General features: G+C 57.1%; 25 protein-coding genes and 2 pseudogenes. 12 read left to right on the top strand and 15 right to left on the bottom strand.

Annotated elements, in window-relative coordinates; translation table 11 throughout:
* From EKL29_RS11395 to EKL29_RS11350, 9 genes and pseudogenes are all read right to left on the bottom strand, one after another.
* The gene (locus EKL29_RS11395) at positions 1–1,113 is read right to left on the bottom strand and encodes an alkylhydroperoxidase domain protein (protein WP_126689735.1); all 1,113 of its coding nucleotides are present in this window, start codon (positions 1,111–1,113) and stop codon (positions 1–3) included.
* A complete protein-coding gene (locus EKL29_RS11390; RefSeq protein ID WP_126689734.1) occupies positions 1,110–2,120 on the bottom strand; it encodes a putative FMN-dependent luciferase-like monooxygenase in 1,011 nt (336 codons plus the stop codon). The genes EKL29_RS11395 and EKL29_RS11390 overlap by 4 nt, the downstream gene beginning before the upstream one ends.
* Entirely contained in the window at positions 2,117–3,730 is a 1,614-nt protein-coding gene (locus EKL29_RS11385; RefSeq protein ID WP_126689733.1) for an ABC transporter ATP-binding protein, read from the bottom strand. The genes EKL29_RS11390 and EKL29_RS11385 overlap by 4 nt, the downstream gene beginning before the upstream one ends.
* Positions 3,727–4,581 (bottom strand): ABC transporter permease, encoded by an 855-nt coding sequence (locus tag EKL29_RS11380; protein WP_126689732.1) that lies wholly within the window; start codon positions 4,579–4,581, stop codon positions 3,727–3,729. Before EKL29_RS11380 ends, EKL29_RS11385 begins: the two co-directional genes overlap by 4 nt.
* The gene (locus tag EKL29_RS11375; protein WP_126689731.1) at positions 4,578–5,522 is read right to left on the bottom strand and encodes an ABC transporter permease; all 945 of its coding nucleotides are present in this window, start codon (positions 5,520–5,522) and stop codon (positions 4,578–4,580) included. Before EKL29_RS11375 ends, EKL29_RS11380 begins: the two co-directional genes overlap by 4 nt.
* Before the next feature lie 13 nt (positions 5,523–5,535).
* Entirely contained in the window at positions 5,536–7,167 is a 1,632-nt protein-coding gene (locus tag EKL29_RS11370; protein WP_126689730.1) for a TIGR04028 family ABC transporter substrate-binding protein, read from the bottom strand.
* 458 nt (positions 7,168–7,625) lie between these two features.
* Positions 7,626–8,117, bottom strand: coding sequence for a type VI secretion system tube protein TssD (locus tag EKL29_RS11365; protein ID WP_120456461.1), 492 nt, complete (start codon positions 8,115–8,117; stop codon positions 7,626–7,628).
* A 242-nt stretch (positions 8,118–8,359) separates the two neighbouring features.
* A pseudogene (locus EKL29_RS11355) lies at positions 8,360–8,554 on the bottom strand (DUF2778 domain-containing protein); the annotation flags it as partial.
* A gap of 415 nt (positions 8,555–8,969) precedes the next feature.
* Positions 8,970–9,488 (bottom strand): DUF2778 domain-containing protein, encoded by a 519-nt coding sequence (locus EKL29_RS11350; protein ID WP_126689729.1) that lies wholly within the window; start codon positions 9,486–9,488, stop codon positions 8,970–8,972.
* A gap of 581 nt (positions 9,489–10,069) precedes the next feature.
* Here EKL29_RS11350 and EKL29_RS11345 point away from each other — a divergent pair.
* The 8 genes from EKL29_RS11345 to EKL29_RS11310 all read left to right on the top strand — a co-directional run bounded on the left by EKL29_RS11345 (position 10,070) and on the right by EKL29_RS11310 (position 17,742).
* Complete coding sequence (locus tag EKL29_RS11345; RefSeq protein ID WP_126689728.1) at positions 10,070–11,068, top strand: MsnO8 family LLM class oxidoreductase; 999 nt, start codon at positions 10,070–10,072, stop codon at positions 11,066–11,068.
* 21 nt (positions 11,069–11,089) lie between these two features.
* Positions 11,090–12,247 (top strand): amidohydrolase, encoded by a 1,158-nt coding sequence (locus EKL29_RS11340; protein ID WP_126689727.1) that lies wholly within the window; start codon positions 11,090–11,092, stop codon positions 12,245–12,247.
* 79 nt (positions 12,248–12,326) lie between these two features.
* Positions 12,327–13,640 (top strand): LLM class flavin-dependent oxidoreductase, encoded by a 1,314-nt coding sequence (locus EKL29_RS11335; protein WP_126689726.1) that lies wholly within the window; start codon positions 12,327–12,329, stop codon positions 13,638–13,640.
* A 13-nt stretch (positions 13,641–13,653) separates the two neighbouring features.
* The gene (locus EKL29_RS11330) at positions 13,654–14,595 is read left to right on the top strand and encodes an ABC transporter substrate-binding protein (RefSeq protein WP_126689725.1); all 942 of its coding nucleotides are present in this window, start codon (positions 13,654–13,656) and stop codon (positions 14,593–14,595) included.
* A gap of 10 nt (positions 14,596–14,605) precedes the next feature.
* On the top strand, positions 14,606–15,118 hold the full coding sequence (locus EKL29_RS11325; RefSeq protein ID WP_120456448.1) for a GNAT family N-acetyltransferase: 513 nt from the start codon (positions 14,606–14,608) through the stop codon (positions 15,116–15,118).
* A gap of 9 nt (positions 15,119–15,127) precedes the next feature.
* Complete coding sequence (locus EKL29_RS11320) at positions 15,128–16,057, top strand: amino acid ABC transporter permease (protein ID WP_126689724.1); 930 nt, start codon at positions 15,128–15,130, stop codon at positions 16,055–16,057.
* Positions 16,041–16,835, top strand: a complete 795-nt coding sequence (locus EKL29_RS11315) for an amino acid ABC transporter ATP-binding protein (protein WP_126689723.1) — start codon at positions 16,041–16,043, stop codon at positions 16,833–16,835. The genes EKL29_RS11320 and EKL29_RS11315 overlap by 17 nt, the downstream gene beginning before the upstream one ends.
* Positions 16,836–16,845: 10 nt before the next feature.
* Complete coding sequence (locus tag EKL29_RS11310; protein ID WP_126689776.1) at positions 16,846–17,742, top strand: ABC transporter substrate-binding protein; 897 nt, start codon at positions 16,846–16,848, stop codon at positions 17,740–17,742.
* A gap of 201 nt (positions 17,743–17,943) precedes the next feature.
* On the opposite strand, the gene EKL29_RS11305 is transcribed toward EKL29_RS11310, so the two are convergent.
* The 3 genes from EKL29_RS11305 to EKL29_RS11295 form a co-directional block, all read right to left on the bottom strand.
* Entirely contained in the window at positions 17,944–18,195 is a 252-nt protein-coding gene (locus tag EKL29_RS11305) for a hypothetical protein (protein WP_126689722.1), read from the bottom strand.
* 256 nt (positions 18,196–18,451) lie between these two features.
* Positions 18,452–18,811 carry a hypothetical protein gene (locus EKL29_RS11300; protein ID WP_126689721.1) on the bottom strand — a complete coding sequence of 120 codons (360 nt, stop codon included), beginning with the start codon at positions 18,809–18,811 and terminating at the stop codon, positions 18,452–18,454.
* A 68-nt stretch (positions 18,812–18,879) separates the two neighbouring features.
* On the bottom strand, positions 18,880–19,233 hold the full coding sequence (locus tag EKL29_RS11295) for a DUF4156 domain-containing protein (protein WP_126689720.1): 354 nt from the start codon (positions 19,231–19,233) through the stop codon (positions 18,880–18,882).
* 443 nt (positions 19,234–19,676) lie between these two features.
* Between EKL29_RS11295 and EKL29_RS23290 the strand changes: the two are divergent.
* The 4 genes and pseudogenes from EKL29_RS23290 to EKL29_RS11275 all read left to right on the top strand — a co-directional run.
* Positions 19,677–19,853, top strand: a pseudogene (locus EKL29_RS23290) (bacteriocin immunity protein); the annotation flags it as partial.
* Between the two features lie 294 nt (positions 19,854–20,147).
* Positions 20,148–20,708 (top strand): non-canonical purine NTP pyrophosphatase, encoded by a 561-nt coding sequence (locus tag EKL29_RS11285; RefSeq protein ID WP_120456436.1) that lies wholly within the window; start codon positions 20,148–20,150, stop codon positions 20,706–20,708.
* Entirely contained in the window at positions 20,705–21,499 is a 795-nt protein-coding gene (locus EKL29_RS11280) for an SIR2 family protein (protein WP_120456434.1), read from the top strand. The genes EKL29_RS11285 and EKL29_RS11280 overlap by 4 nt, the downstream gene beginning before the upstream one ends.
* Positions 21,500–21,604: 105 nt before the next feature.
* A complete protein-coding gene (locus tag EKL29_RS11275) occupies positions 21,605–21,955 on the top strand; it encodes a YebG family protein (RefSeq protein ID WP_120456433.1) in 351 nt (116 codons plus the stop codon).
* Between the two features lie 351 nt (positions 21,956–22,306).
* Here EKL29_RS11275 and EKL29_RS11270 read toward each other — a convergent pair whose 3' ends face one another.
* The 3 genes from EKL29_RS11270 to EKL29_RS11260 all read right to left on the bottom strand — a co-directional run bounded on the left by EKL29_RS11270 (position 22,307) and on the right by EKL29_RS11260 (position 24,522).
* Entirely contained in the window at positions 22,307–23,665 is a 1,359-nt protein-coding gene (locus tag EKL29_RS11270; RefSeq protein ID WP_126689719.1) for an amidohydrolase family protein, read from the bottom strand.
* A 10-nt stretch (positions 23,666–23,675) separates the two neighbouring features.
* Complete coding sequence (locus EKL29_RS11265) at positions 23,676–24,152, bottom strand: heme-degrading domain-containing protein (RefSeq protein ID WP_126689718.1); 477 nt, start codon at positions 24,150–24,152, stop codon at positions 23,676–23,678.
* A gap of 91 nt (positions 24,153–24,243) precedes the next feature.
* Positions 24,244–24,522: a cupin domain-containing protein gene (locus EKL29_RS11260; protein ID WP_311779008.1), complete on the bottom strand. Its 279-nt coding sequence runs from the start codon at positions 24,520–24,522 to the stop codon at positions 24,244–24,246.
* Between the last annotated feature and the right edge of the window lie 270 nt (positions 24,523–24,792).

Genomic DNA, 24,792 nt, shown 5'->3' with positions numbered 1-24,792 from the left:
TTATCCTTGTGCGTCAGAAGGCAGAAAGGGCTCGCCGAGCGTCAGCATCAGGCGGTTCGCCCAGGCGAAGAAAGCGGTCGACTGCACCAGATCGAGCTGCGCCAGCGTATCCAGCCCCTGCTGGCGCAGCGCCTGAAGCTGCGCCTGGCTGGCGACGGGCGGCGTAACGGAGAGCGAGGCGGCGAAATCGATATCGGCGGCCCAGCGCGGCGACTGACCATGCGACAGCGCCGCGCCGGGCGCGACATTCAGCAGTTTCTGCACTGCATCTTTATCTTTAGAAAGCTGCACCGCCTTGCGTGCATGTACCGAGGCGCAGTAAATGCAGCCGTTGATCTTGCTGGCTACCGTAGCGGCCAGTTCGCGTTCGGCGCGCGATAAACCGCCGGCGGTATAGAAGATGCCCTTGTCAGTCAGGGTGCGCTGCTCCAGCACCGGCTGGTTGCGCGCCAGCAGGCGGAAATAGTCGGAGTCGCTGTGGCCGAAACGCGCCAGAATCGCCTGCTCTTCGGTGTCAAACTCCGCCAGCGGCTTCGCCGCCAGCCAGGGTTCCCAGCCGAGTTCCGCCTGGGTAAAGGCGGTGGGTGCGGTTTGCCCGCTGGCGGTGCGTTCGGCGGTATGCCAGCGGCCTGCGACGGCGGCGCGCGGCGGGGGACTTGCCTCTTCGCCCTGTAGCAGGCGCAAACCGGCAAGCAACCGACTCTGGAAGCTGATAAAGGCCACCAGCTGCGCCAGCGTGACTACGCCGCGCGCGCTCCAGCCAGCGTCGCGCAGCGCCTGGATATGCTCAGGCGCGGCGGCGACCGGCTCAAAGGTAAGGCGTCTGGCAAAGGCCAGCGCCTGTGTCTGGCGCGCGGCGTCGCCGAGCGGCTGGAACGCCTGATGCGCGGCATAGTGCGCGCGCAGCCGTTCAGCGCCATGCCACTCCGCCACCTGCGCCGCCAGCGCGACGCGTTCAGCCAGCGGGAAATCGGCCTCCTGCTGGCTGAACAGCACCTCATAGCTGCCCTGCGTATGCCGGGTGGCGGCATCGCGCGTGGCGCGCGCCTGCGCCAGTTCGCTGGCGGGATCGATATCGGCCAGTTCGGCCAGCAGATCGTGGGATTGAGTCATGATTTCTCCTGAGAAGTCAGCGTGCGCAGCCAGGGCGCGATCTGTTCGGCGATAAGTTCAATGGAGCGCAAGGTATCGGCGTGCGACGGCTCGACGGAGTGCACCTGAAAAGAGATATCGGTAACGCGCGGCAGCACGCTGTCCTGCGCCAGCGCGGCGCGCACCCGGGCGGGATCGCCGATATGGGCGTCGAACTGCGCGAAAATATCGTCCAGCGACTCGCCACGCAGCGCATGCCCGGCGGCGCGATACTGCTGCGCCTGATGACGAATGCCCGGCTCGGCGACGCGACGCGCCCAGGCGTCCGAATCGGCGACAAAAGCGGTGCGCGAGGCGAGAATACGCGGCGCGACGCCCGCAGGCAGCGCGGCAAGGTAGGCGTCGATAAGCGGGTTCTGTATCGCATCCAGCGTGCGTGCCGGATCCTCTGCCGGACGCGGCTGAGTGCGCGACAGCATCAGGCCGTGCCCGGCAGCCCCGGCGCGCGCCGCTCCCTCAGCGGAAAAGGTGGCGATCCAGACGCGCTGCGCCAGCTGCGGCGCGGCAGGGTAAAGATGATTATCGGGATGACCCAGCGAATCGCCGCGCCAGGCGCTGAGCAGCTGGTGCAGGTTATCGGCGAACGCGGCGGCGCGCTGTTCAAAGGTCAGGCCGAAGGGCAGAAAGGAGGCGGGCGTGCCGCCGGAGCCCAGGCCGATTTCCAGGCGTCCCTCCGCCAGCAGATCCAGCACCGCCGCATCCTCCGCCACGCGCAGCGCATTCTCCATCGGCAGGGTGATGATCGCCGTACCGAGACGGATGGTGCGGGTATGCGCCGCCGCGTGCGCCAGAAAAACCAGCGGAGCGGGCAGGCCACCCTCCGCTTCGTGAAAATGGTGCTGCGCGATCCAGGCGCTGTTGAAGCCGAGCCGTTCGGCGTGCTGGATCTGTTCGGTTGCCAGCCGGTAGCGCTGCTGCGCAGACACCTTCTCCAGCAGCCGGGTAAAAAAGCCAATGCGTCGCGTCATGCGGAAGCCCTCATTCGCTGAGTAAAGCGGGGAATAGCGGCGATCAGTTCGCGGGTATAGGCGTGCCGGGGAGCGGCAAAGAGCGTGACAACGTCACCGCTCTCAACCACTTCGCCTGCGCGCAGTACCGTGATGCTGTCAGCCATATGGCGCACCGTCGCCAGATCATGGGTGATAAACAGATAGGTGAGGCCCAGCTCGTTCTGTAGCTGTTGCAGCAGCAGCAGAATTTGCGCCTGAACAGTGACGTCGAGCGCTGAGGTCGCCTCGTCGAGCACCAGAATATCGGGGTTGAGGATGAGCGCGCGGGCAAGGGCGACGCGCTGGCGCTGGCCGCCGGAAAGCTCGCGCGCCCCGCGCGACAGGAGCCCGGCAGGCAGCGCCACACGCTCCGCCACCGCCTCGGCGCGCTGCCGACGTTCAGCGGCGCTGAGCCGTTCGAAATTGCGCAGCGGCTCCTCAATAATCTCCCGCAGCGTCTGACGCGGATCGAGCGAGGCGAAGGGGTTCTGATAGACAAACTGAATTTTACGCCGCAGCTGGCGCAGCGCTTCGCCGCGCAGCCCGTTGACCAACGTGCCGTCCAGCGTGACGCTGCCGCTGTCCGCCTGCTCAAAGCCGAGAAGAATGCGCGCCAGCGTGGTTTTACCAGAACCCGATTCGCCTACCAGCGCATGGGTCGAGGCGCGCGCGACCTGGAAACTGACGTTATGCAGCGCCTGCAGCCGCTGGTTTTTGCCCAGGGTGAAGGCTTTACCGATAGCGCTGACGCTGATAGCTGGCGTCGCCAGGCGGTCCGGGACGCGGCGCGTAATGCGATGCGGCGCGGCATCCCGCAGCAGCTGGCGGGTATAGGCGTGCTGCGGCGCGCCAACCAGCTGCGCAGCAGGCGCCGACTCCTGAATTTCGCCATGGCGGAACACCATAATGCGATCTGCGCGCTCGGCGGCTAACGCCAGATCGTGGGTGACGAACAACACGGCGGTGCCGGAGTCGCGGCGCAGCGCGTCGAGCAGATCGAGGATGCGCTTCTGCACCGTGACGTCGAGGGCGCTGGTGGGTTCGTCGGCAATAATAAGATCGGGGCTGAGCGCCAGCGCGATAGCGATCAGCACGCGCTGTTTCATGCCGCCCGATAGCTGGTGCGGATACTGAAGCGCCCGCTGTTCGGGATGGCTGAGGCCGACGCGGGTCAGCAACTCCACCACGCGACGCTGGCGCTCTTCACCGTTGAGCGCAGTATGCAGGCGCAGGATCTCCTCGACCTGCGCGCCAACGGTTTTTACCGGATTAAGGGCGTTGCCGGGATCCTGCGGCACCAGGCTGATGCGCACGCCGCGCAGTCGGTCGAGGCGTTTTTGCGACCAGTCGGCGATATCTTCGCCGTTCAGGCGGATCTCTCCGCCGTCGCGGCGGGCATTTTCCGCCATCAGTCCGATAATCGCCTGCGCGGTGGTGGTTTTACCGGAGCCTGATTCGCCTACCAGCGCCACCATTTCACCGGCCTGAAGTTCGAAGCTGACGTCGTGTACCACCTGACGCCATTGATGCCCGCTGCGATAGCTCAGGCTGAGATGTTTAACCGCCAGCAGCGGTAGAGATGTGCTCATCGGCGTCCTCCTGAAATCTGAACGCTGATGCGACTGGCGGCGAGCACCACGGCGATCACCAGCAGGCCGGGGAACGTGGTCAGCCACCACGCGGTAGAGAGATAATTCCGCCCTTCGGCGATCAGCAGTCCCCATTCAGGCGCGGGTGGCGGCGTGCCATAGCCGAGAAAACTGAGCGTCGAGAGCGCCAGGATCGCCTGGCCGAACTGCAGCGCGGCGAAGGCAATCGCGGGCGTCAGCGCATTGGGCACAATATGGCGGCGCAGCACGGCGAAAAAGGTGCCGCCGCTGCCGAAGGCCGCTTCGACATAGTCGCTGTGGCGGATACGCACGACTTCGCCGCGCGTCAGCCGGGCAAAGCTGGCGATCGACGCCGCGCCCACCGCCAGCGCGGCGTGCAGCGTGCCGAAGCCGAGCAGGATCAATACGCTGAGCGACAGCAGCAGCGAAGGAATTGAGAGCAGGACATCGACGGCGCGCATGATCAGCGCCTCGGTTCTACCCCCGGTCGCGCCCGCCAGCACGCCGAGCGCACTGCCCGCCGTCAGCCCCATTGCCACCGCGATGGTCGCGGCGGAGAGCGACGCCGAGGCGCCGTAAACCATGCGCGCCCAGAGATCGCGTCCCAGCTGGTCGGTGCCGAGCCAGTGTCCCGCCTGCGGCGCAAGGCGCTGCGCGCCGGAGATGCCTTCAGTGGCGCTGTAGTGGGTAAAGAGCGTCGGCGCGATCGCCGCGCCTGCCGCCAGCAATAAAACCAGCCATGCCAGCCACAGGCCCGGCTGAATGCGCAGCGCCCGACGTCCAGCGGCCGGCGTGGCGCGCCGCGCAGAGGCGTAATCAACCAGGCTCACAGGGCACCTCCGGAAACAGGTTGCAAACGCGGGTCGAACAGCGGCATCAGCAGATCGACCAGCAGGTTGATCGCCACAAAGCCGAGCGCGGAGATCATCACGACGGCCTGAAGAACCGCGACATCCTGGTTATTGACCGCCTGCTGCGTCAGCTGGCCGAGACCGCCGAGCCCGAACACGGTTTCGGTGATTAACGCGCCGGCGATCAGTTCGCCCAGCAGCAACCCGGCGATGGTCAGCACCGGCAGCATGGCGTTACGCAGTACGTGACGCCAGAGCACGCGGCTTTCGCTTGCGCCTTTGGCGCGTGCCACTGCCACAAAGGGCTGGGTAGAGACCTCGTCGATGCTGCGCAGCAGGATCTGCGCCAGCGGCGCGGAGATCGGCACCGCCACCGTCACGATCGGTAACAGCAAGCCCTGCCACGGCGAAGGATTGATTACCGGGATCCAGCGCAGCTGGAAAGAGAAGATCTGAATCAGCGCAATGCCGAGCCAGAAAGTCGGTATCGAGATAAAAAGCGCGGGCACCGACTGTAACAGCGACCGCACTCCGCGCAGCGCGGGCAGACGGGAGAGCGCCGCCAGCCCGAAGGCCAGCAGCGTCGCCAGCAGAAAACCGCACAGCGCCAGGCGCAGCGTGCCCGGCAGGCTGTCGGCGAGCTGCGCGCTGACTGCCACGCCTGCCTGTACCGAAAAGCCGAAATCGCCGTGCAGCATGGCGAACAACGTATGCAGATATTGCCGCCATAGCGGACTGTCCGCGCCGTAGGCGAGGCGCATCTCCGCTATCTGCTGTGGGCTTAGCCCAAGGTCGGGGTTCTGAAATTTGATCAGCACCGCGTCGCCGGGCAACACCTGCAGCAGGACAAAAGAGAGAGTAAAGGCCGCCCATAACACCAGCAGGCCGGTACTCAACCGATGCAGCAGATAGTGTCTCATCGTTCACCCCGCCTTAATGTTTTTCCAGCCAGACGCCGTAGAACGCCGGGCGGCCGACCGCTTCGAAGCGCAAGCCTTTTAGCCAGGGCGCGCCAGCGAAGACCTGCGGCTCCTCGAAGATCGGGATGACGTAGGCGTTATCCAGCAGATAGCGCTGCACGTCGCCAGTCAGCTGCAGGCGTTTCGCCGGATCGACCTCGGCGGAGATAGCCAGCAGCAGGTTATTCAGCCTGTCGTCGCGAAAGCTCCTGACTTTGTCGCTGGAGCCGCCTTTTTGCAGCAGCGCGTCGCGGTTGGCGGGATAGAATTGACTTTTCACTACATCCGGATCGGCGCGGCCCACTTCCGAGACGGTAAGCGGCGTCTTCAGCGGATCGAGGCTGTCGAGGGTTTTGCTGCCGGCGTCGCCCGCTTTAACCGTCAGCGCAACGCCAACCTGACGCCACTGCTGGGCGATTAGCTGCAATACCTCTTTGTTTTGCGGCTGTGGCAGCGATTCATAAACCATCAGCGCCAGCGGTTTGCCCTCTTTTACGCGAATGCCGTCGGCACCCCTTTTCCAGCCCGCGTCGTCCAGTAGCTTTTTCGCCTGTTCCGGGTCGAATGTTAATTTATCGCTGAGGTCGACGAAGCCCGCCGCGCTGGCGGCAATGACCGATTTTGCCTGCGGATAGGCGGGGGAGAAGAGGGTATCGACAACCTGTTTCGCATTTGTGGCGTGCAGCAGCGCCTGACGCACGCGCAGATCGCTTACCAGCGGATTGTCGGGGCGGAAGCTGATGCTGTCGTTCACGCCGCGCGTCGGTGCCGCGTAGAGAGGAAACTGCTGATCCTTCGCCTGCTTCTCATCATAAGCCTGCACCTGGCGGATCACGTCGGCCTGGCCCGCCAGCAGCGCGCCGATGCGCACGCTGTCTTCCGGCGTGACGATGACTTTTATGCCGTCAAGGTTGGCCGGACCCTGCTGCTGCACATTTTTCGGTCCCCACTGATAATCTTTACGCGCGGTCAGATCGACCTCGCGGCCCAGCTTTTCGTCGCTGACCACAAAGGGGCCGGAGCCGATAATATGACGCGCGTCGCCAAGCTGGTCGAAATTACGCGCCAGCGTACTGAGCGAGACAAGGCCGGAGCCAATGGTCGCGGTGCCCTGTAAAAAACCGGGCGACGGCTTTTTAAAATAAAACTTCACCGTCAGCGGATCGGTAACTTCGCTGTGATCATAGTTATTAATCACCTCGGATACCGGCAGGCGTTGCGCTTTATTTCCCAGCCCGTAGGTGTCGAAGTTTTTCGCGACTGCACTGGCATCCAGCGGCGTGCCGTCAGAAAAGGTCACGCCAGGGCGAATTTTAAAGGTGTATTCGGTGTTATCCGCATTGCTGCTCCAGCTCTCCGCAATCCAGGGCTCGACCTGTAGCGTCTCAGGATTTTGCCAGGTGAGCTTATCGGTGATCTGGTTAAGTATGCCGCCGTTAGGATAGAAGCCGCCGGCGGGTGGATAAAGCGTGGTGTGCGCCTGCTGCTCAAGGTAGATCAGCGTGCCGCCTTTTACCGGCGTCTCCGCCGCGTGAACCGTGAAACTCCCTGCAAGCAGAGCAAATGCCAGTGCGCGCGGCAGCGGCGAAAAATAAAATCGCGTCATGTGAATTCCTTTGTTATCAGCTGCCTCAGAGGCGGAATTCATCATCGGACGCGGCGCAAGGCAAATGAACCAACGAATTGAGCAAAGCTTATCTGAAAATAACAAATGGCGGTTCGCACAGGCGAACAGCGTTTATCACAGAAGGCAGCGGATATATTTTTTGGTTATGTTTTTTGGGGATAAATAAGACAGTCTTCCTGGTGCGAGGGAAATGGCACTATGCCATTTTTTTAATTTTCTTTTTAAAAGTAAGGGGGTGATTACCGTCCAGAGGCCAGAACTGGTTTACGAAAATGCTATAGAGTTTCTTAAGTGTAATGTCCGCTAATGACATTCATTTTGCGTAAAAACGGCAGGAAACCTGCCGGGTATGCTCCTTATGGGGCGCGAAAATTTTAACGCCTGCTCTTAAAGAGGAAGCCATAGATGATAAAAATTAAATTTTAGCGATGTGTAATTCAGGATGTGCGACGCTCATTCCATGAATCTGTATACTGGATATTACCATCAACAATTTTCCAGCTGATTTTTTCATACTGTAAGCTTACGCTCTCAACGTGATTCATTTTTTCATTCCCTGCTAATTTAACATTAGGCACGCCACAATTGACGCCGGTGATTTTGACGTTTTCCATCAGCACGCTGTAATAGCAGACTTCCTGTCCGGCATCGTCGATGTGATAGAAACAAATTTCTGCACTTTTAAGCGTCTGGCCAGTAGCCGCGGCCTTGTAAAGATAAGGGGTTGAGCTATCAACCTCTTTTTCGATCATCATTGCTGAATGTTGACGCGTGCCAGTGATTTTACCCGTTGCGCTGTCTACGGGCAGATTAATACCATGACTTAATCCGAGAATTTCTATACTGCCTTCGCGATCCTGAACGTCTACAGAGCCTTTAATATCGGCACCGCCGTCATCTTTTAACCACATATAGGGAGGGATTGGCATATTAATGTTTCCTTATTTTACGAAAGGTTTTCATTATAGTTAAGTAAATTAGTGCAGTGATTAAGGTTACTATAACTACATCGGTATAAAAATAAGCATCACCGAGTGATTCAGCGTTTATATCTCCGCTTATAACAAGAGCCAGTTTGCATGCAAAATCATGACTTATGAAACTATCTGGATTCGAGAGCGTTCTTCCTGTGGTAATGAAAATTGTTATTAATAATGTTACTTTAGCGAACTTACGGGCAAGTATTCGTGCCATTGGATATTACCTCAATCCAGCCACGAGCCATTAGTGAACGCATACAAGGAACCTGTACCAACGTTGTATTAAGCAGTGCATTCCTGATAAGTGCATAATCAGTATCATAGGCAATGGTTATGCATCCTTCTGATAAAGTGCCAGGATGCAATCTAAAAATCCCGTGATAAATCGGCGTCCTTTAAAATAAAAGTTCCCGGTAGAGCCATTTAATTGTTCCTTTAGCGAGTACAAATGGCATTAACACCTTGGAGAACCTGCACTTCTACAGAGACTTTAATGCCGTTGTCGTCGTCTTTTTCCAAATACAGGGAGGAATTGGCATTCATCTACTCCTTATTTTATAAATAATCTTTGCTGAAATAACATACAGGAAAACAGCTGATAACGTTGACATTACTATATCAGTGAAGAAAAAGAGATCATCGAAGTTCTCCTGGCTTGAATATCCATAAAGCCAGTGGGAGAATTTTGACGAAGTTTCATAACTTATGAACTTTGAAGCATCGATGGACATGGCAGATATATAGAAAAAAAAGAGAAAAAGGATGGTTTTAGAAAGCCACCTGATTAGTCTTTTAATGATTTTAAGAACAGGTATTCGATGCATTAGCAATTACCTCAACCCAGCCGCGAGCCATCAGGGAGCGCATACAAGGAACTTGCATGGGCGTGGTTCTTAATAATGCATTCCTGATTATCGCGTAGTCAGAGTTGTGAGCGATAGTTATACATCCCTTTGACACGGTGCCGGGATGAAGGCGAAACAGGCCTCGGTGAACACCATCTACCCATGTGCCGTCATCTATTCCGAAATCATCTTTATATAGAGCAAACCATTCCGAATGGCTAAATTCAGCACCGTGAAATGTTTTGTTAAACAAATCTTTAACACCGGAAATTTTTCTGGAAATAAACCCGCCCTCTCCACGTTCTACTATCCAGTATTTACCAGGTGGAATTGGCCCATTAAATGCTATGGCCTTGCACCCCGCATGATTACGATATATTCCATTGCCTGAGTGCGCCATGAATACGCCAACGCCGTAGAGATTAAAAGGCGCGTAATCGGCATCGTTTAATATAAAAGTCCCTTGTAGAGCCATTTACTTGTTCCTTTAGCCAGTAAAAAGTATTAACCGCCAGCCAGGGCATGAAAGACTTGTCTGAGAGAGTGTAGGACGAACAACTATTTTATATTAATTAATTTACTTATTTAGTAAATATATCTCCTGAAAGTATTGCTTCCCATTTAGGAGGGGATGTTACTTATCAAGTCCGCCGCTTTTGATTGTTATGTTTATATGCTGTGGTTTTAAAGCGGGGTTCAATTAACTCCAGAAAGCCAAATTTTTGCTTCCTCTGCTCACCCAAGCGTCTCTTTCGGTAATTACTGGTTAGTGTTACTTCTTCTGTTTTGTCACCATCACTCACCGTCAGTCTATATGCCTGTTTCGGCAAAACATTCCCGTTTAGTTTGTTAGCCCTGTCCCACCAGGGAAAGTAAATAAACATATACAAAGAATCCGCACATAATGGCATGTTTTATAAAGGTGTTGTAGTGGAACCCAGCATCCGATCTGCCCGATATGAATAAATTAAATATGTATGAAACAATAACATGTTTTACGAACTATTAACCTCGCCTCACACTGAGCTGCAACTGAATATGAGTGAGGAAAGGTGAATGTCATATCGTCTGAGTCTGCTGGATAAATCGCCGGTGCTGGCGGATGAGTCGGCCAGCAGCGCGTTGCAGCGCACATTGCAGCTGGCGCAGCTGGCGGAACGCTGGGGCTATCACCGTTTCTGGCTGGCTGAACACCACAATATCGCGCAGCTGGCGAGCCCGTCGCCGGAAGTGCTGATCGCCTGGATTATCGCGCAGACGCAGCACATTCGCGTCGGCTCCGGCGGCGTAATGCTGCAACACTACAGCCCCTATAAGGTAGCGGAAAACTTCAACCTGCTGGCGTCGCTGGCGCCGGGCCGCATTGACCTTGGCGTCGGCAAAGCGCCGGGCGGGCTGCCGCTATCGACCCGCGCGCTGCAGGCAGGCGTGAACGCAGAGGCGAAAGGAAGTTTTGCCGATCAGCTGCGACAGCTGAGCCAGTGGCTCGATGCGCCGCCGCAAAAGTCGGTTGACGAAGAGCGTCTGCACGCCACGCCGCTGCCGTCGCGCCCGGCCAGCCGCTTTCTGTTGGGCGCCAGCGAAGAGAGCGCGACGCTGGCCGCGCAGCAGGGCTGGCAGCTGGTATTCGCCGCGCACCTCAACGGCGACAGCCAGCTTATGGAGAATACCCTCGCCACCTACTATCGCCTCAGCGGTCAGCGCGCCCTCGTCGCGGTCCAGGCGGTGGTGGCTGACTCTCCTGCTGAAGCGGATTTACTGGTAAACGGCCTGCGTCACTATCACGTTAAGGTCAACGGCGGGCAGGGAGTCAACGTCGGCAGCCTGGAGCAGGCGGAACGCTACGTGCGCCAGGGCGGCTTTACTGATTATGTTATCGAGCCGCGTACGCCTTCGCTGCTCAAAGGCACCGCCGCGCAGGTGCGTGCCCAGCTGGACGCGCTGCATCAGCGCTATGCCGTCGAAGAGTTCATTATTGATACGCCGATCGGCGAGCCGAAAGCGCGCATACGTTCGCTGGAGCTGCTGGCGGCCACCCATCTGGTCGCGGCCTGACCCTGGCGGAGGGAAACAGCGATGAGCACTACTTTTGATTCACAGCTGATTGCGTGGCGTCGCGAGCTGCATACCTGGCCGGAGCTTTCCGGCAAAGAAGAGGCGACCACCGCGCGCCTGCGCGCGTGGCTGCAGGCGGCGGATATCAGGCTGCCTGATTACGCGTTGAAAACCGGGCTGGTCGCGGAGATCGGCCAGGGCGACGCCCTGATCGCGCTGCGCGCCGATATTGACGCGCTGCCGGTGCATGAAACGAGCGGTATGCTTTTTCACTCGCGTCATCCCGGCGTGATGCACGCCTGCGGCCATGACGTGCATAGCGCGGTGATGCTGGGCGCGGCGCTGCTGCTGAAGCAGCATGAAGCGCAGCTCAAGGGCCGCGTGCGCATCCTGTTCCAGCCCGCAGAAGAGATCGCCGCCGGCGCGCGGCAATTTATCCATGCCGGCGTGCTGGAGGGCGTACAGGCGATCTTCGGCATGCATAACGAGCCGGGCCTGCCGACCGGCGTTTTCGCCACGCGCGGCGGCGCGTTCTACGCTAATGCCGATAAGTTTATTATCCGCGTCAGCGGCAGGGGAGCGCACGCGGCGCATCCCGAAGAGGGCACAGACGTTATCGTCGCCGCCAGCCAGATTATCCAGGGGCTGCAAAGCCTGACCAGCCGCAGTTTCAATACTCTCGACAGCCTGGTGCTGAGCATTACGCGTATCGATGCAGGAAAAACCTGGAACGTGCTGCCCGGCAGCGCGGAGTTCGGCGGCACCGCGCGCACCCACGATCTCAACGTGCGCGCCGGGCTGGAAGCGCGCGTGCGTGCGCTGGTGACCCATTTCGCCGAGGCGGCGGGCGCGGAAGCGACCCTGAGCTGGCATGCGGGGCCGCCGGTGCTGGTCAACGATGCGCACTGGGCGCGCGTCGCCAGCGAGATCGCCGAACAGGCAGGCTATCGCGTGCAGACCGCCGATCTGCATCTCGGCGGTGAAGACTTTGCGTTCTACCTGCAGCAGGTACCGGGCGCGTTTGTCAGCATCGGCAGCGCCAGCGCGTTCGGCCTGCATCACGCCTCTTTTAACCCCGACGAGGCGCTGATCGCGCCCGCCGCGCGCTACTTCGCACAGCTGGCGCAGCACGCGCTGCAACAGCTTAACGCGCGATGTCGCGACGCCATCCTGACCTGATCCCCTCAACTGAACGGCATTCGCGCGGCCCGATCCGCCGCACGCGATGCACCGCTGCCACAAAAACAGAGAGAACATCATGACGAAGAGAGAACTTCGACTGGGCACCATCCTGCATGGCGCATCAGGCAATATGTCCGCCTGGCGGCATCCCGCCGCGCAGGCTGATGCCAGTATCAGCTTCGACTACGCGAAACGCATCGCACGCAAGGCGGAAGAGGGCAAACTCGATTTTCTGTTTGTCGCCGACGGCCTCTATATCCATGAAAAGTCGATCCCCCATTTCCTGAACCGCTTCGAGCCGCTGACGCTGCTGTCGGCGCTGGCGGGCGTCACTGAACATCTGGGGCTGGTGGGAACGGTATCGACCTCCTACAGCGAACCTTTTATTACCGCGCGTCAGTTCGCCAGCCTCGATCACCTGAGCGGCGGCCGGGCGGGCTGGAACGTGGTGACTTCGCCGCTGGAAGGCTCGGCGAAAAACTTTTCGCGCAGGCAGCATCCGGAACATGCGCTGCGCTATCGCATCGCCGACGAATATCTCACCGTGGTGAAAGGGCTGTGGGATTCGTGGGAAGAGGGTGCCTTCGTACGCGATAAAGCGAGCGGCAAATTCTTTGACGCCAGCAAGCTGCACGCCATCGACCATCATGGTGATTTCTTTCAGGTGGCCGGGCCGCTGAATATTCAGCGCACGCCGCAGGGGCGTCCCATCGTTTTCCAGGCGGGTGCGTCCGAAGATGGCAAAAAGCTGGCAGCGCGCCATGCCGACGCCATTTTCACCCATCAGGCGACGCTGGAAGAGGCGCAGGCGTTCTACCGCGACGTGAAGCGGCAGCTGGTGGACAATGGCCGTCAGCCGGAAGATCTGCATATCTTTCAGGGCGTAAGCGTTATCGTCGGCGACAACGCCGAGGATGTGGAGCAGCAGTATCAGACCACCGCCGCGCTGGTCTCTGTTCAGGATGCGCTGAACTATCTGGGCCGCTTCTTCGATCACCATGACTTTTCGCAGTACCCGCTGGATGCGCCTTTCCCGGATATCGGCGATATCGGCCAGAACAGTTTCCGCAGCACGACCGATGAGATCAAACGCAAGGCGCGCGAACACCACCATACGCTGCGCCAGGCGGCGCTGGAAGCGGCGACGCCGCGCCCGCTGTTTCACGGCACGCCGGAGCAGGTCGCAGACGGCTTACAGCACTGGTTCGAGCACTTAGCCGCCGATGGCTACATCATTCAGGGCGGTACTCCCGATACCTTTGAACGCTTCGTCGACCGCGTGGTGCCGGTGCTACAGGCGCGCGGTCTGACGCGACGCGACTATCCCGGCACCACCCTGCGCGCCAGCTTTGGCCTGAAGGAACCGGTCAATCAGTTCTCACAACAATAAGAGCACCTTCGCTATGCAGAATAATAAAACTTTCATCGCCGCTCTGCTGCTGACCGCCGCCGGCTCCGCTTACGCCGCAGGGACCAGCGTCGCGTACAACGGCCAGCGCGTCAGCCTTGAAGCGAATAAAGCGCCCATTCATACCGCAAAAAATGACCAGGCAGTGGCGCAGTTGCCCGCGGGCCATCGCTTTGTGGTGCCGGGCGCCTTTACCGTGGCGGTCGCGGCACAGAACTCGCCGCCGCTGACGGTCTTCTCGGACGATAACAAAACCCTGCTGGGCAGCGAGGTGGATATTGCCCGGCTGGTGGCTGACAGCCTTGGCCTGAAGCTCAACGTTGTACCCACCTCCTGGGAAGACTGGCCGCTCGGCGTCGCCTCCGGCAAATATGACGCGGCTATCTCCAACGTCACCGTAACCAAAGCGCGCAAAGAGAAGTTCGATTTCGCGACTTACCGCCGCGATACGCTCGGTTTCTACGTTAAGGCCGACAGCAAAATCAAGGCGATCGGCAAGCCGGAAGATATTGCCGGACTGCGCATTATCGTCGGCTCCGGCACCAATCAGGAGGCGGTACTGCTCGCATGGGATAAAGCCAATCAGGCGAAGGGGCTGCAGCCTTTCTCTCCGATCTACACCAAAGACGACGCCTCTCAGACGCTGGCGTTGCAGTCGGGCCGTGCTGACGCTTATTTCGGACCAAACGTTATCGGCGCATGGAAGGCGGCGCTGACCGGCAAAACGCGTCTGGTGGGCAGTTTTGACGGCGGCTGGCCGAAGGTGGCGCATATCGCCGTTACGGTGAAAAAAGGCAGCGGCCTGGCCGAGCCGATCAGCACCGCGCTTAACGGCGTGATCCAGAACGGCGACTATCTCAAGGTGCTGAACCGCTGGGGCGAGGGCGTGGAGAAGATCGACCATTCAGAAATCAATCCGCCTGGGCTGGGCGACTGAGAGGTGAAGCATGAGCCAGCTAACTTTTCGCGAGGTGTCGCCGGAAGCACCTGAGCTGCAGCCGATTTTAAGCGGACTTTTCGCCTTTTACGCCTCGCGCTACGGCGACTTTTTCCGCAGTAGCCAGGAAGTGGAGAAGACCGAATGGTATCTGCCGCCGCATGGCCTGTTTATCGTGCTGGAGCGCAACGGCGAGATTATCGCCATGGGCGCCTATAAGCCCTTTGACGCAGAGACCGCCGAACTGAAGCGTATCTGGACGCGCGGCGATCTGCGCCGTCAGGGGCTGGCGCTGCAAGTGGTGCAGGAGCTGGAGCGGCGTGCGCGGCGCGCGGGCTACCGGCGTCTCTACCTCACCACCGGCTTTCGTCAGCCGGAAGCGGTGCGTCTCTATCGCGCGCACGGCTACCAGCCACAGTTTGACCCCAGCGGCGATCTGGAGCGCTACGGGCAACCGCCCTACGACGGCCGTCTGCGTTTTACCAAAGTTATCGACGTCAACGGCGTCGCCCAGGCGAGTTAAGGAGCGAAAATGAACGGCGATCATCAACAGTTAAAAGTGGTGCCGGCGCGTTATCCGGCCCGCACCCTGGGGGCGCTTGTCGCCCTGTTTATTCTGGCTGGCGTAACCGAGTCGGTAGCGCTCAACCCACGCTGGGAGTGGGGCGTATTCGCCCGCTGGTTCTTCGACCCGGTGATCCTGCACGGGTTGGGGCAGACGCTGCTGCTGACGCTGCTCGGCACCCTGTTCAGCCTGATTTTCGGCGGCGTGCTGGCGCTGGCGCGCCTCTCTTCGTCATGGCTGCTCAGCGGCCTGGCCTGGGGCTACATCTGGCTGTTCCGCTCGCTGCCGCTGATTGTGGTGCTGATTATTCTTTATAATTTTTCCTATCTCTACGACACGCTGTCATTCGGCATCCCTTTTACCGCGCTGGCCTGGGGGCATTTCCAGACCATTAACGTGCTGGGGCAGTTTCCGGCGGCGGTGATCGGCCTGACGCTGGTGCAGGCGGCTTACAGCGCGGAGATCATTCGCGGCGGCTTTCTCGGCGTCGATCATGGCCAGACAGAGGCTGCCTCGGCGCTCGGCCTCTCCGCGACGCGCCGTACCTTCCGCATTATTTTGCCGCAGGCGCTGCGCGCCATTATTCCCACCGCCTTTAACGAGATCATCAGCCTCGCTAAAGGCACGGCGATGGTTTACGTGCTGGCGATGCCGGAGCTGTTTTACACCATCCAGATGATCTACAACCGCAATCAGGAGGTTATTCCGCTGCTGATGGTGGGCGCCGCCTGGTATCTGATTATCACTACGGTGCTGTCGGTGATCCAGCACGGCGCCGAGCGCTGGCTGGCGCGCAGCGTAACCCGCGATGCGCAACCTTCGCGCTGGCGCCAGTGGCGCAGCCGCCTGAACCCCGTCGCCGTAAATGAGGAGATTAGCCATGTCCGAAGCCATTGATTACCGTAAGGCGCATACCGCCGGTGCCATCAGCATCACCGGCGTCAGCAAAAGCTACGGCCGTCATAAGGCGCTGGACAACGTCTCGCTTGAGCTGGATCCCGGTTCGGTAACGGTGATTGTCGGCCCGTCCGGCTCCGGCAAATCGACATTGCTGCGTACGCTTAATCATCTGGAGCGCGTCGATGAGGGATTCATCCAAATCGACGGTGACTATATCGGCTACCAGCGGCGCGGCGACAAACTTTATGAGCTCAAGGAGAAGGCGATTTTGCGCCAGCGCATTAACGTCGGCTACGTGTTCCAGAACTTTAATCTGTTTCCGCATCTGACGGTGCTGCAAAACCTTATCGAGGCGCCTGTCGCGCATCGCCAGCTCTCGAAGCGCGACGCCGTTACGCGCGCGGGCGAGCTGCTGGATATTGTCGGGCTGCGCCATAAAGCCGACGCCTGGCCGCGTCATTTGTCCGGCGGTCAGCAGCAGCGTATCGCTATTGCGCGGGCGCTGATGCTTAACCCGCGCGTCATGCTGTTTGACGAACCGACATCGGCGCTCGATCCAGAACTGGTCGGCGAAGTGCTCGACGTGATTAAAAAGCTGGCGCAATCGGGCACGACGCTGGTGATTGTGACGCATGAAATTGGCTTTGCGCGCGAAGTGGCGGATAACGTCGTGTTTATGGTGGATGGCAAAATCGTCGAACAGGGCAGCGCGACGCAGGTACTGAATAATCCGCGCCATGAGCGCACGCGCCGCTTCCTGGCGCGCGTGTTATAGGGCAAACATGATGAAACGTATTTTACTCGCCGCGCTGCTGCTCGGCGCGGGCCAGCCTGCGCTGGCGGAACCGCTCGACGTCACGAAAAATGAGACGCCAGTTGACGCGCCGATGAACCCAGAGGCGATAAACAAAATCCCGCAGGGCTTCCATTTTATCGAGCCGGGCTATCTGACCGTGGCGACCACCAGCAACAACTCGCCGCCGCTTGGGCTGCTGGCGAGCGACAATAAAACGCGCATCGGCAGCGACGCCGATTTTGCCCGGCTGCTGGCGGATAGTCTTGGGCTGAAGCTGCGTCTGGTGCCCGCCTCGTGGGAGGACTGGCCGCTCGGCGTAACGGCCGGACGCTATGACATCGCGCTGTTTAATATCGCGGTGACGGAAGAGCGCAAGAAGACGTTTGACTTCGCTACCTACCGCGCCGATGGTCATGCGTTTCTGGTAAAGGCAAATAGCGCCATCAGCGCCATTAACAAAGCGGAGGATATCGCAGGGCTGCGGATTATTGTCGGCTCCGGCACGAATCAGGAGCGTATTCTGCTCGGCTGGGATGAGCAGAACCGCGCGAAAGGATTAAAGCCGGTGACGCCGGTTTATCTCACTGACGAGGCGGCGGCAACGCTAACGCTGCTCTCAGGGCGTGCCGACGCGCTGTTTGGGCCGCAGTCGATGGCCGCCTGGAAGGTGGCTTCGCGCAGCGATATGAAGATTGTCGGCTATGGGCCGGTGCGATCCTGGGTGGCGGTGACAACCAAAAAAGGCAACGGTCTGGCGGCGGCACTGCAGACGGCGTTGAACGGCACCATGAAAGGCGGGCAGTATCAGCAGGTGCTGAAGCGCTGGGGTGAGCAGAATGAGGCGATAGAAACGTCGCAGGTGAATCCGGCTGGAATTGTTTACTGACGCTGTCTGCAACAGGGAGAGGGGCTTCGGTTAACTCCCGCATCCGTTTCTGCTCAGTCGCCGGTTGCAGGAAGCGCAGCAAAAAGGTGGCAGATTGCAAAAGGCGGCGGGAATGCAAACCTGCAGTGCAGGTTATTTACTTTAATAATCAGGGCATCACTTTGCGAACAGGGCGTGATGGACGCTTCTGATGTAAACGATTTACTCACAGACTTTGAAAATCAAACGATACATAACATGGAGAATATGTTTAAGGAAAATATCTATATCCGTCGCGTTGGCGTTTATCACACAGGTCCCGGTATCGAAGGCCTGAACAAACTGGCGCTGCTGCATGATAAAAATGACGCCGACAATGGCCATCAGGACAATACCTGTTCCCGTCCTCAACCGGTAACGGCTGAAAAGGCAGAACTTTTTTCCTGTTAAACTTTTTGAGCCGTCGTTGAGCATAAATGGCGTCCTGGTAATAATAAAATTAAAAGTAATCATACCATAGAGTCTGGCGCTACGTTGCTAACGCGCGGCATAATTTACATGACTTGCTGAGTACTGTATTGACCTTTATCAATACAATGCGCTGATTTATTGTCGGGGGATGTGCATCAGACGCGATGCCATATCCATTCGCCTGACTTTCATGAAAAGCCGAATAATCAGGAAACGTCAGCAATAATAGCGTGTTGCTCCTTAACAGGCGAGCTCGTGATTAAGCGTTTGGCTGGGGAAAAGACATCGGCCGACACTGTTTATTTATTTCATCCTCAATGTCGCGGGCCTTCGCGTGCTCCACCAGCCCTTTAAATTTTCGCTTAAGCTCGATGCCAGAGGGGGTGCAATCATTGAGATTAGCCAGGTAAACGGCTGCGCTATAGGCGTTATAGCACCGTTCTGCATCCGCTACATGCTTTTTACATTCGCTAAACAGACGAAAGGTAGCGTTCGGTGCTTTAACCAGTCGTTCAATTTCAGGGTTGCTTCGCACTGATTTCAGCACTTTTGGCATGATTACCAGGCTTAATATTAGGGCGCTTATAGAGAGAAGCGTGATAAAACATTTGTAGGACATATTTCCGCCTTGGCATGTTTTGCCTTTCTTCTACTCTATCCTGATCCCATCGGAACGCCTTGCTAAAATTAATTACAGCGCCATGCTCCCCCGGTAATCACGACATTCGTCTCCTGGGAACCGCCGCCTGAACCGTCATAGTAGCCGCTGGTGCCAGCGCGGTTGGTAATTAATGAAACGGTATTGCCGCCCAGTTTTGCTGTCTGGTTACGCAGTGAGTTCAACGCGCCCGTTTCCAGATTTGCATTCGATGTCCATCCTCCGGTAAGAAAATTACCTTGATCGCCAGTAACCGTGCCTAAGAAAGTACAGTCACCTTTTGGATCGCCATTCATGACTCTGACATTTTGCGCGTTTGCATCCAGATGATTTGCGCTACAGGCAGTAAGGAATAATGGAAGGAGTAGCAATAACTTTTTCATTAAAGAGACCTTGAGTTGCAATCTGACAGGAAGACATAAGCCCATTTCAAAAAAATTATATCCAGATGAGCTTAAATATAAGCTCAATGAGCCTTCCCCTGCTGCACGGTTTACTGTGGTGACGTTTTATTTTTGTTTGGCAGCATGGCTGACTTTGTTAATTTAAAACATGCTTTATGATCAAGAACTCTGTTGTGAAGAATAATAGCGAATAATTGTCAGAAATAGCGTTGCTTTCGATCGGCTGCAGCACGAGTTCTTTTTGCAAGCGTCCGCTGCCGTCTTTTTTCTGAAACGCGTTTTATCATTAACATCGCAGCCGTATGAAATCTGGCCTCTCTCCCTGCCTGACGAGGGCTAAACGGGCAGGCTGTCTTCTATCCTTTGAAATTCACTTAAATAAGTCAGGCAGGATGGAACTTAAGTGAAATTTTCAGGATTACACAGAAGGTGCGTTCACCCAGCGGGTAAGCGAAATTTTCAGCGCTGAAGGCAGTGAAACATACCAGGCGAGGCTGCTGGGAAATTTCATTGCTGCAGGCGAGCATCCTGATGGTTCAGACTGGATTTTTTACAATGACGACCCCGGCTTAACAGCGGAAAACATCTCGAAACAGTGAAAGCGCGGCGAAACGCCAACGGCAAGCCGGGGTTCAAAACCGAATCTTTTACCCCCTGCCTCAACCGTCTAACTGAAGCGGGTAAAACAGGTTGGGAAACGCAAAAGGTGGGGCAGCGGCCTTTGCGCGCCATTCGCTGCCAGCAGTATAATTCTTTTAGTCCCTTCTTTGCGTCAGCTAGACTCTACTCCATCAGCCACGTCTTTTTACGTGAAGCAGCAAAAAACAGGATAACAGGCAGGAACAAATTCCCCTGCGTTCCTGATAAAACCATAATAATTTTAAAGGCTTGCAATGAAAATCCGCTTTCTGTCAGCCCATGAGCATAAGCTGACCGAGGTACGCAAAATCCTCGAACCGGTCGGCGTCGACGTACTGCCCATCGCGCGCCGTATCGAAGAAATCCAGACGGAAAACGAACTTGAACTGGTCCGCGACAAGCTGACCAAGGCGTTTTCCATTATCGGGCGTCCGCTCTTTGTCGAACACACCGGGCTCTATCTCGACGGACTGAACGGTTTGCCCGCCGGTCTGACGCGCATCTTCTGGAACCGGCTAGAGGCTGAACGTTTCGCTAAGCTGGTGCAGGGGCTGGACAGCCAGGCGGTGACGGCGAAAACCGTGCTGGGCTACTGCGACGGACGCAAAATGTATCAGTTTCATGGCGAAGTACGCGGCACTATCGCAGCTAAGCCCGCCGGGCCGCGCGAGTTTCAGTGGGACTGTGTTTTTATCCCGGAAGGCTATAACCAGACCTTCGCTGAAATGGGCGAGCTTAAAAACGAGATCTCCATGCGTAAGCTGGCGCTCGATCGCTTCGCCGACTTTTTGAAAAACGCCCGAGGAGTGGCATGAAACCTGAACTGAAACGCGCCTACGATTCCGGCAAACTGATTCTGTTCGCTGGCGCGGGAATATCACGCAATCTGGGCTTGCCGGAGTGGCATGAACTTATTGCCCATCTGGCTAACGAGCTGGGCTACGATCCCAAAATATTTAATACATACGGGACTCATCTGTCGCTGGCGGAATACTACAAACAGAAAAAAGGCTCGCTGGGGCCGCTGCGCAGCTGGATGGATCGTGAATGGCACCGGCCGGACATTGATGTCCGATCGTCCGAAATTCATACGATGATTACGCAGGGCAATTTCAGCCGCATCTATACCACCAATTACGATCGCTGGCTGGAAGCGGCGCACGAGGCGCACGGCGTGCCCTACAGCAAAGTCGCGAACGCTGCCGATCTGGTGGCGCTGACCGAAGACAAGCGGCATATCATCAAGCTGCACGGCGATTTCGACGACGATACCTCCATCGTACTGGATGAAAGCAGCTATTTTGAACGCCTCTATTTCGACTCACCGCTTGATATCAAACTGACGCACGACGTGATGGGAAATTCGGTCCTGTTTGTCGGCTACAGCATCAGCGATTTTAATATTCGCCTGTTGTTCTACCGTCTGACCAAAATGTGGAGCAGAACAGGGCTGGCTACCGCGCGTCCGAAATCTTATCTCTTTACTAACCGCAACAATCCAGTAGCGCGTGAAGTGCTGGGACAATGGGGGATCGAGATGATCGTGTCGGAAGAGGACGACCCGCGAAAAGCGCTGGCGGAATTTCTCAATGATTTGATTTCATAAGAAAAAATATTCATCCATTCAGCACGGCGACGCATTTTAAAAAAGGATGCAATCTCGCTGCAGGAGGGATATACTGTATATATTAACAGTATCGGAGAGGCAAAAATGGCTGTCGAAATTAAATACGTAGTCGTCAAGAAGGGTGAAGAGAAAATGACGTTTGCCAGCAAAAAAGAGGCGGATGCCTACGATAAGATGCTCGATATGGCGGAGGCCTTTACCGACTGGTTAGCGCAGCAGCAACCCGATATGGATGAGTCTCAGGCAGAAACCCTCGGCCTGCTGCTCGCCGAGCAGAAAGATGCGATTCAGCATATTCTGCGCACCAGCAAGCTGCCAGACGCCGCGGATTCAGCGGACGCGACGAAAAAGGTTCGCGCAACAGAAAATGCTGATGAGAGCGTTGAAGGCGAAACCGCACAGGCAAAGAAAGTGCGCGCCGTTAAAGCTGCTTAATTTTTATAAAAAACGCGTCGCAGCGCTTTCGCTTGCGGCGCGTTTTTATTTTACAGGAAGGATATTTATCGTCAGGGTCACAGATATGTCAGACCCGCAGGTCTCGCCTGTGTCAGCGAGCGAACAGAGAGAAAGTGCCGAAATAGTAGCTCGCCATCCACGCCACATAGAACAGCCAGACCACTAAACCCACCGTCAAACCCATTTTACCTGTCATAAGCCTGCCTCCATTAAATGTGCGGTTGTACAAACCGTTGACACAAATTGACAGAAGGCGTCCTGACGTGGATTGTTCTGGATCAAAAAACCTGCATACAGCGGTGAAATGCCAAAACGGCTCAGATCAATAATTTATTTTTCAGCCGCGCGCTGCTTTATTCTTTCCGCCGAACGCTGTGCGCTGGCCAGCACTTCGTCGAGACTGACGCCGTTCAGTTTCCCGTGCTGCTTTAGCACGCGACCATCGACGATAACCGTGGTTACATTTTGCGGCTGCGCTGAATAGAGCAGCAGGGCTGCCGGATCGCCGCCGCCAAAGCCGCTCATGTTCAGCGTATCGGGCGTGATGATTTGAATATCGGCGCGTTTACCCACCGTCAGCGATCCCGTTTCTTTATCCAGACCGAGCGCTTCAGCGCCGCCAAGCGTCGCCATTCTTAATAGCTGGCGTGGTTTAGGCAGGGCTTCGTCAGCCGCTGCGCCGCTCATCGTCAGCGCCGCCAGGCGCATATTCGCAAACATATCGCCGCTGCCCGCCAGGCTATTGCCGTCAATGCCGAGCCCGAGACGTGTGACCGACGCGAAATGATCGAGCCGGGTCAAGCCGTAACCAACATGCTCCTCGCTTAAGGGCGTAACGGCCAGCGACGCGCGGGCTTTTTCCAGCGCCTGAAGCTGTGCTGGACGGGCATCGGTGGCGTGTACCAGCGTAACAAAGGGCGCAAGATAGTGCCGCGCAATCAGCGCATTAAACATGGCGTCCGGCTCGCCGCTGATATGCACCTGTACAGGCAGATGATGATCTCTGGCCCACTGGTATTCGCGATCGCGCATCGCCCAGTTCTGCTCATCTTTTAGCTCGCGCGGCAGACGCCACGCGAGACCCACTCTCACGCGCGGATCGTGGCGATCGGCCAGCGTGGCGGCGTGCTTCGTGTCGATGGGAAAGCGCGTTGTTTTATCCGGGCCGCCGTAAAAGAGGATGGCGCGAATGCCTGCGTCTCTGAGCGCGCTAAAGCCGGCATCGCCCCATGCCGGGCCGTGAATGTTATCGAAGAAGTCGCCGCTGGTGGTGATACCGCCATTTATTAGTTCCAGCGCGCCGGTATAAATGGCGGTATAGATATCCTCTGGCTGCATCGCCTGACCCAGCGCGCTGCTGACGGGGAAAAATTTCCCCTCGCCGTTGCGAAACTGACCGCGCATGGTGTTCACCCAGAGATGAGAGTGGGCATCGACAAAGCCGGGCAGAACAAAGCTGCCCTTTGCTTCAATGACCTCAGCATCTGGCGCCGAGAGGTGCTCGCCGACAGCGACGATAGCATTATTGCGGATAAGGAGATCGCCCTGCGGCAGATCGTCGCCGTCGGACGTCATCGGCATCACATAGCCGCCGCGGATTAACACCGTTTTATCCGGCGCGGCGCTTACCACGCTGGTCAGTAGCGCAAAAAGCAGCGCGCTTAGCGCAGGTGAGCCGTATCTCGTCATCCTCTTTCCTTTATTCGGCCTGGCTCAGGTGACGCTGGAGCTGCTGAATGCCCCACAGAGCGAGCTGATGATCTTCTTCTGAGGGCAGTCCACTGACGCTGACCGCGCCGAAGACGACGCCGGACATATTAATTAACGGGAAAGAGCCGCCGTGATCGGTATAGTCGCTCTGCGCTATCCAGTTCTGTTGCTCCATCGGTTTGCCGTTCTGCTGGTTGTTCAGGCCGACTAACATTGAAGCGTGGCCAAAACGCAGGACGGTGTTGCGCTTGCGCGTCATCCAGGCGAGGTTATCCGGGCTGGAACCGGGCAACGCAGCGAGAAAAAGCGTTTGGCCGAAGGCGTAAACTTCAATCGCGACGGGCCAGTTTTCTGCGCTGGCGCGCTGCTGGAGGCTCTGTCCGAGTTGCCAGGAGAGCTGGAAATCAAAATGAGATAAGCGGCTTTCAAATTGCTGTTGCTGGATATCCTGCGCGGTTAGCTGCATAGTTACGCCCTGTTAAATGGAATGTAAATTCCATTTAACATAGCAATAAACGTTTTTTTCCGCTACGTGGAGGGGAACGTCAGCGAGATATTCAGAGAAGGTCGGTGCGATCGCCGCGCGTGGTCGGGTGGGAGATCACCAGAAATTCGACGTCGCTATCGCTTTCATTGCGAGCCTGATGTTTCGCCTGCGGCGGGATTTCCAGCCCCTCATGCGCGCTGAGCGAATGAACCTCCCCTTCAAGTTCCATTCGTAGCGTTCCGCTTAAAACAAAAAAGAACTGTCTGCTCTGCGCGTGATAGTGGCGTATTTCCTGCGTTTTAGGTGGCATACGCTCATGAATAACGCTGAGATCCTGTCGCTTAAGCAACGTCTAGCCATCGCACTGGGAACCCCATAAATAGTGTTCGGCATTCTCTTTTGACACCATGCTAATGTCTCTTTTGTCAGGAGGAGACATTAACATAGCAATTTTATCCGTCAGTCACATCTGCACTGATATTACCTGCCGTTAAAATTTGGCTTTGTGGCTGTCTTGAAAATATTTCAGGTACTGCCAGAGAATGTTATTTGTGCGCATTTATTGCTCACTCCGGCATTAAGTCAAATAAACACCAGACCACGCTCTAAAGAGAAGATC

Origin of the sequence: Pantoea sp. YU22, from assembly GCF_003970755.1 — a bacterium.
GTDB lineage: Bacteria > Pseudomonadota > Gammaproteobacteria > Enterobacterales > Enterobacteriaceae > Pantoea > Pantoea piersonii.
This window is presented reverse-complemented; position numbering and strand designations above follow the sequence as displayed.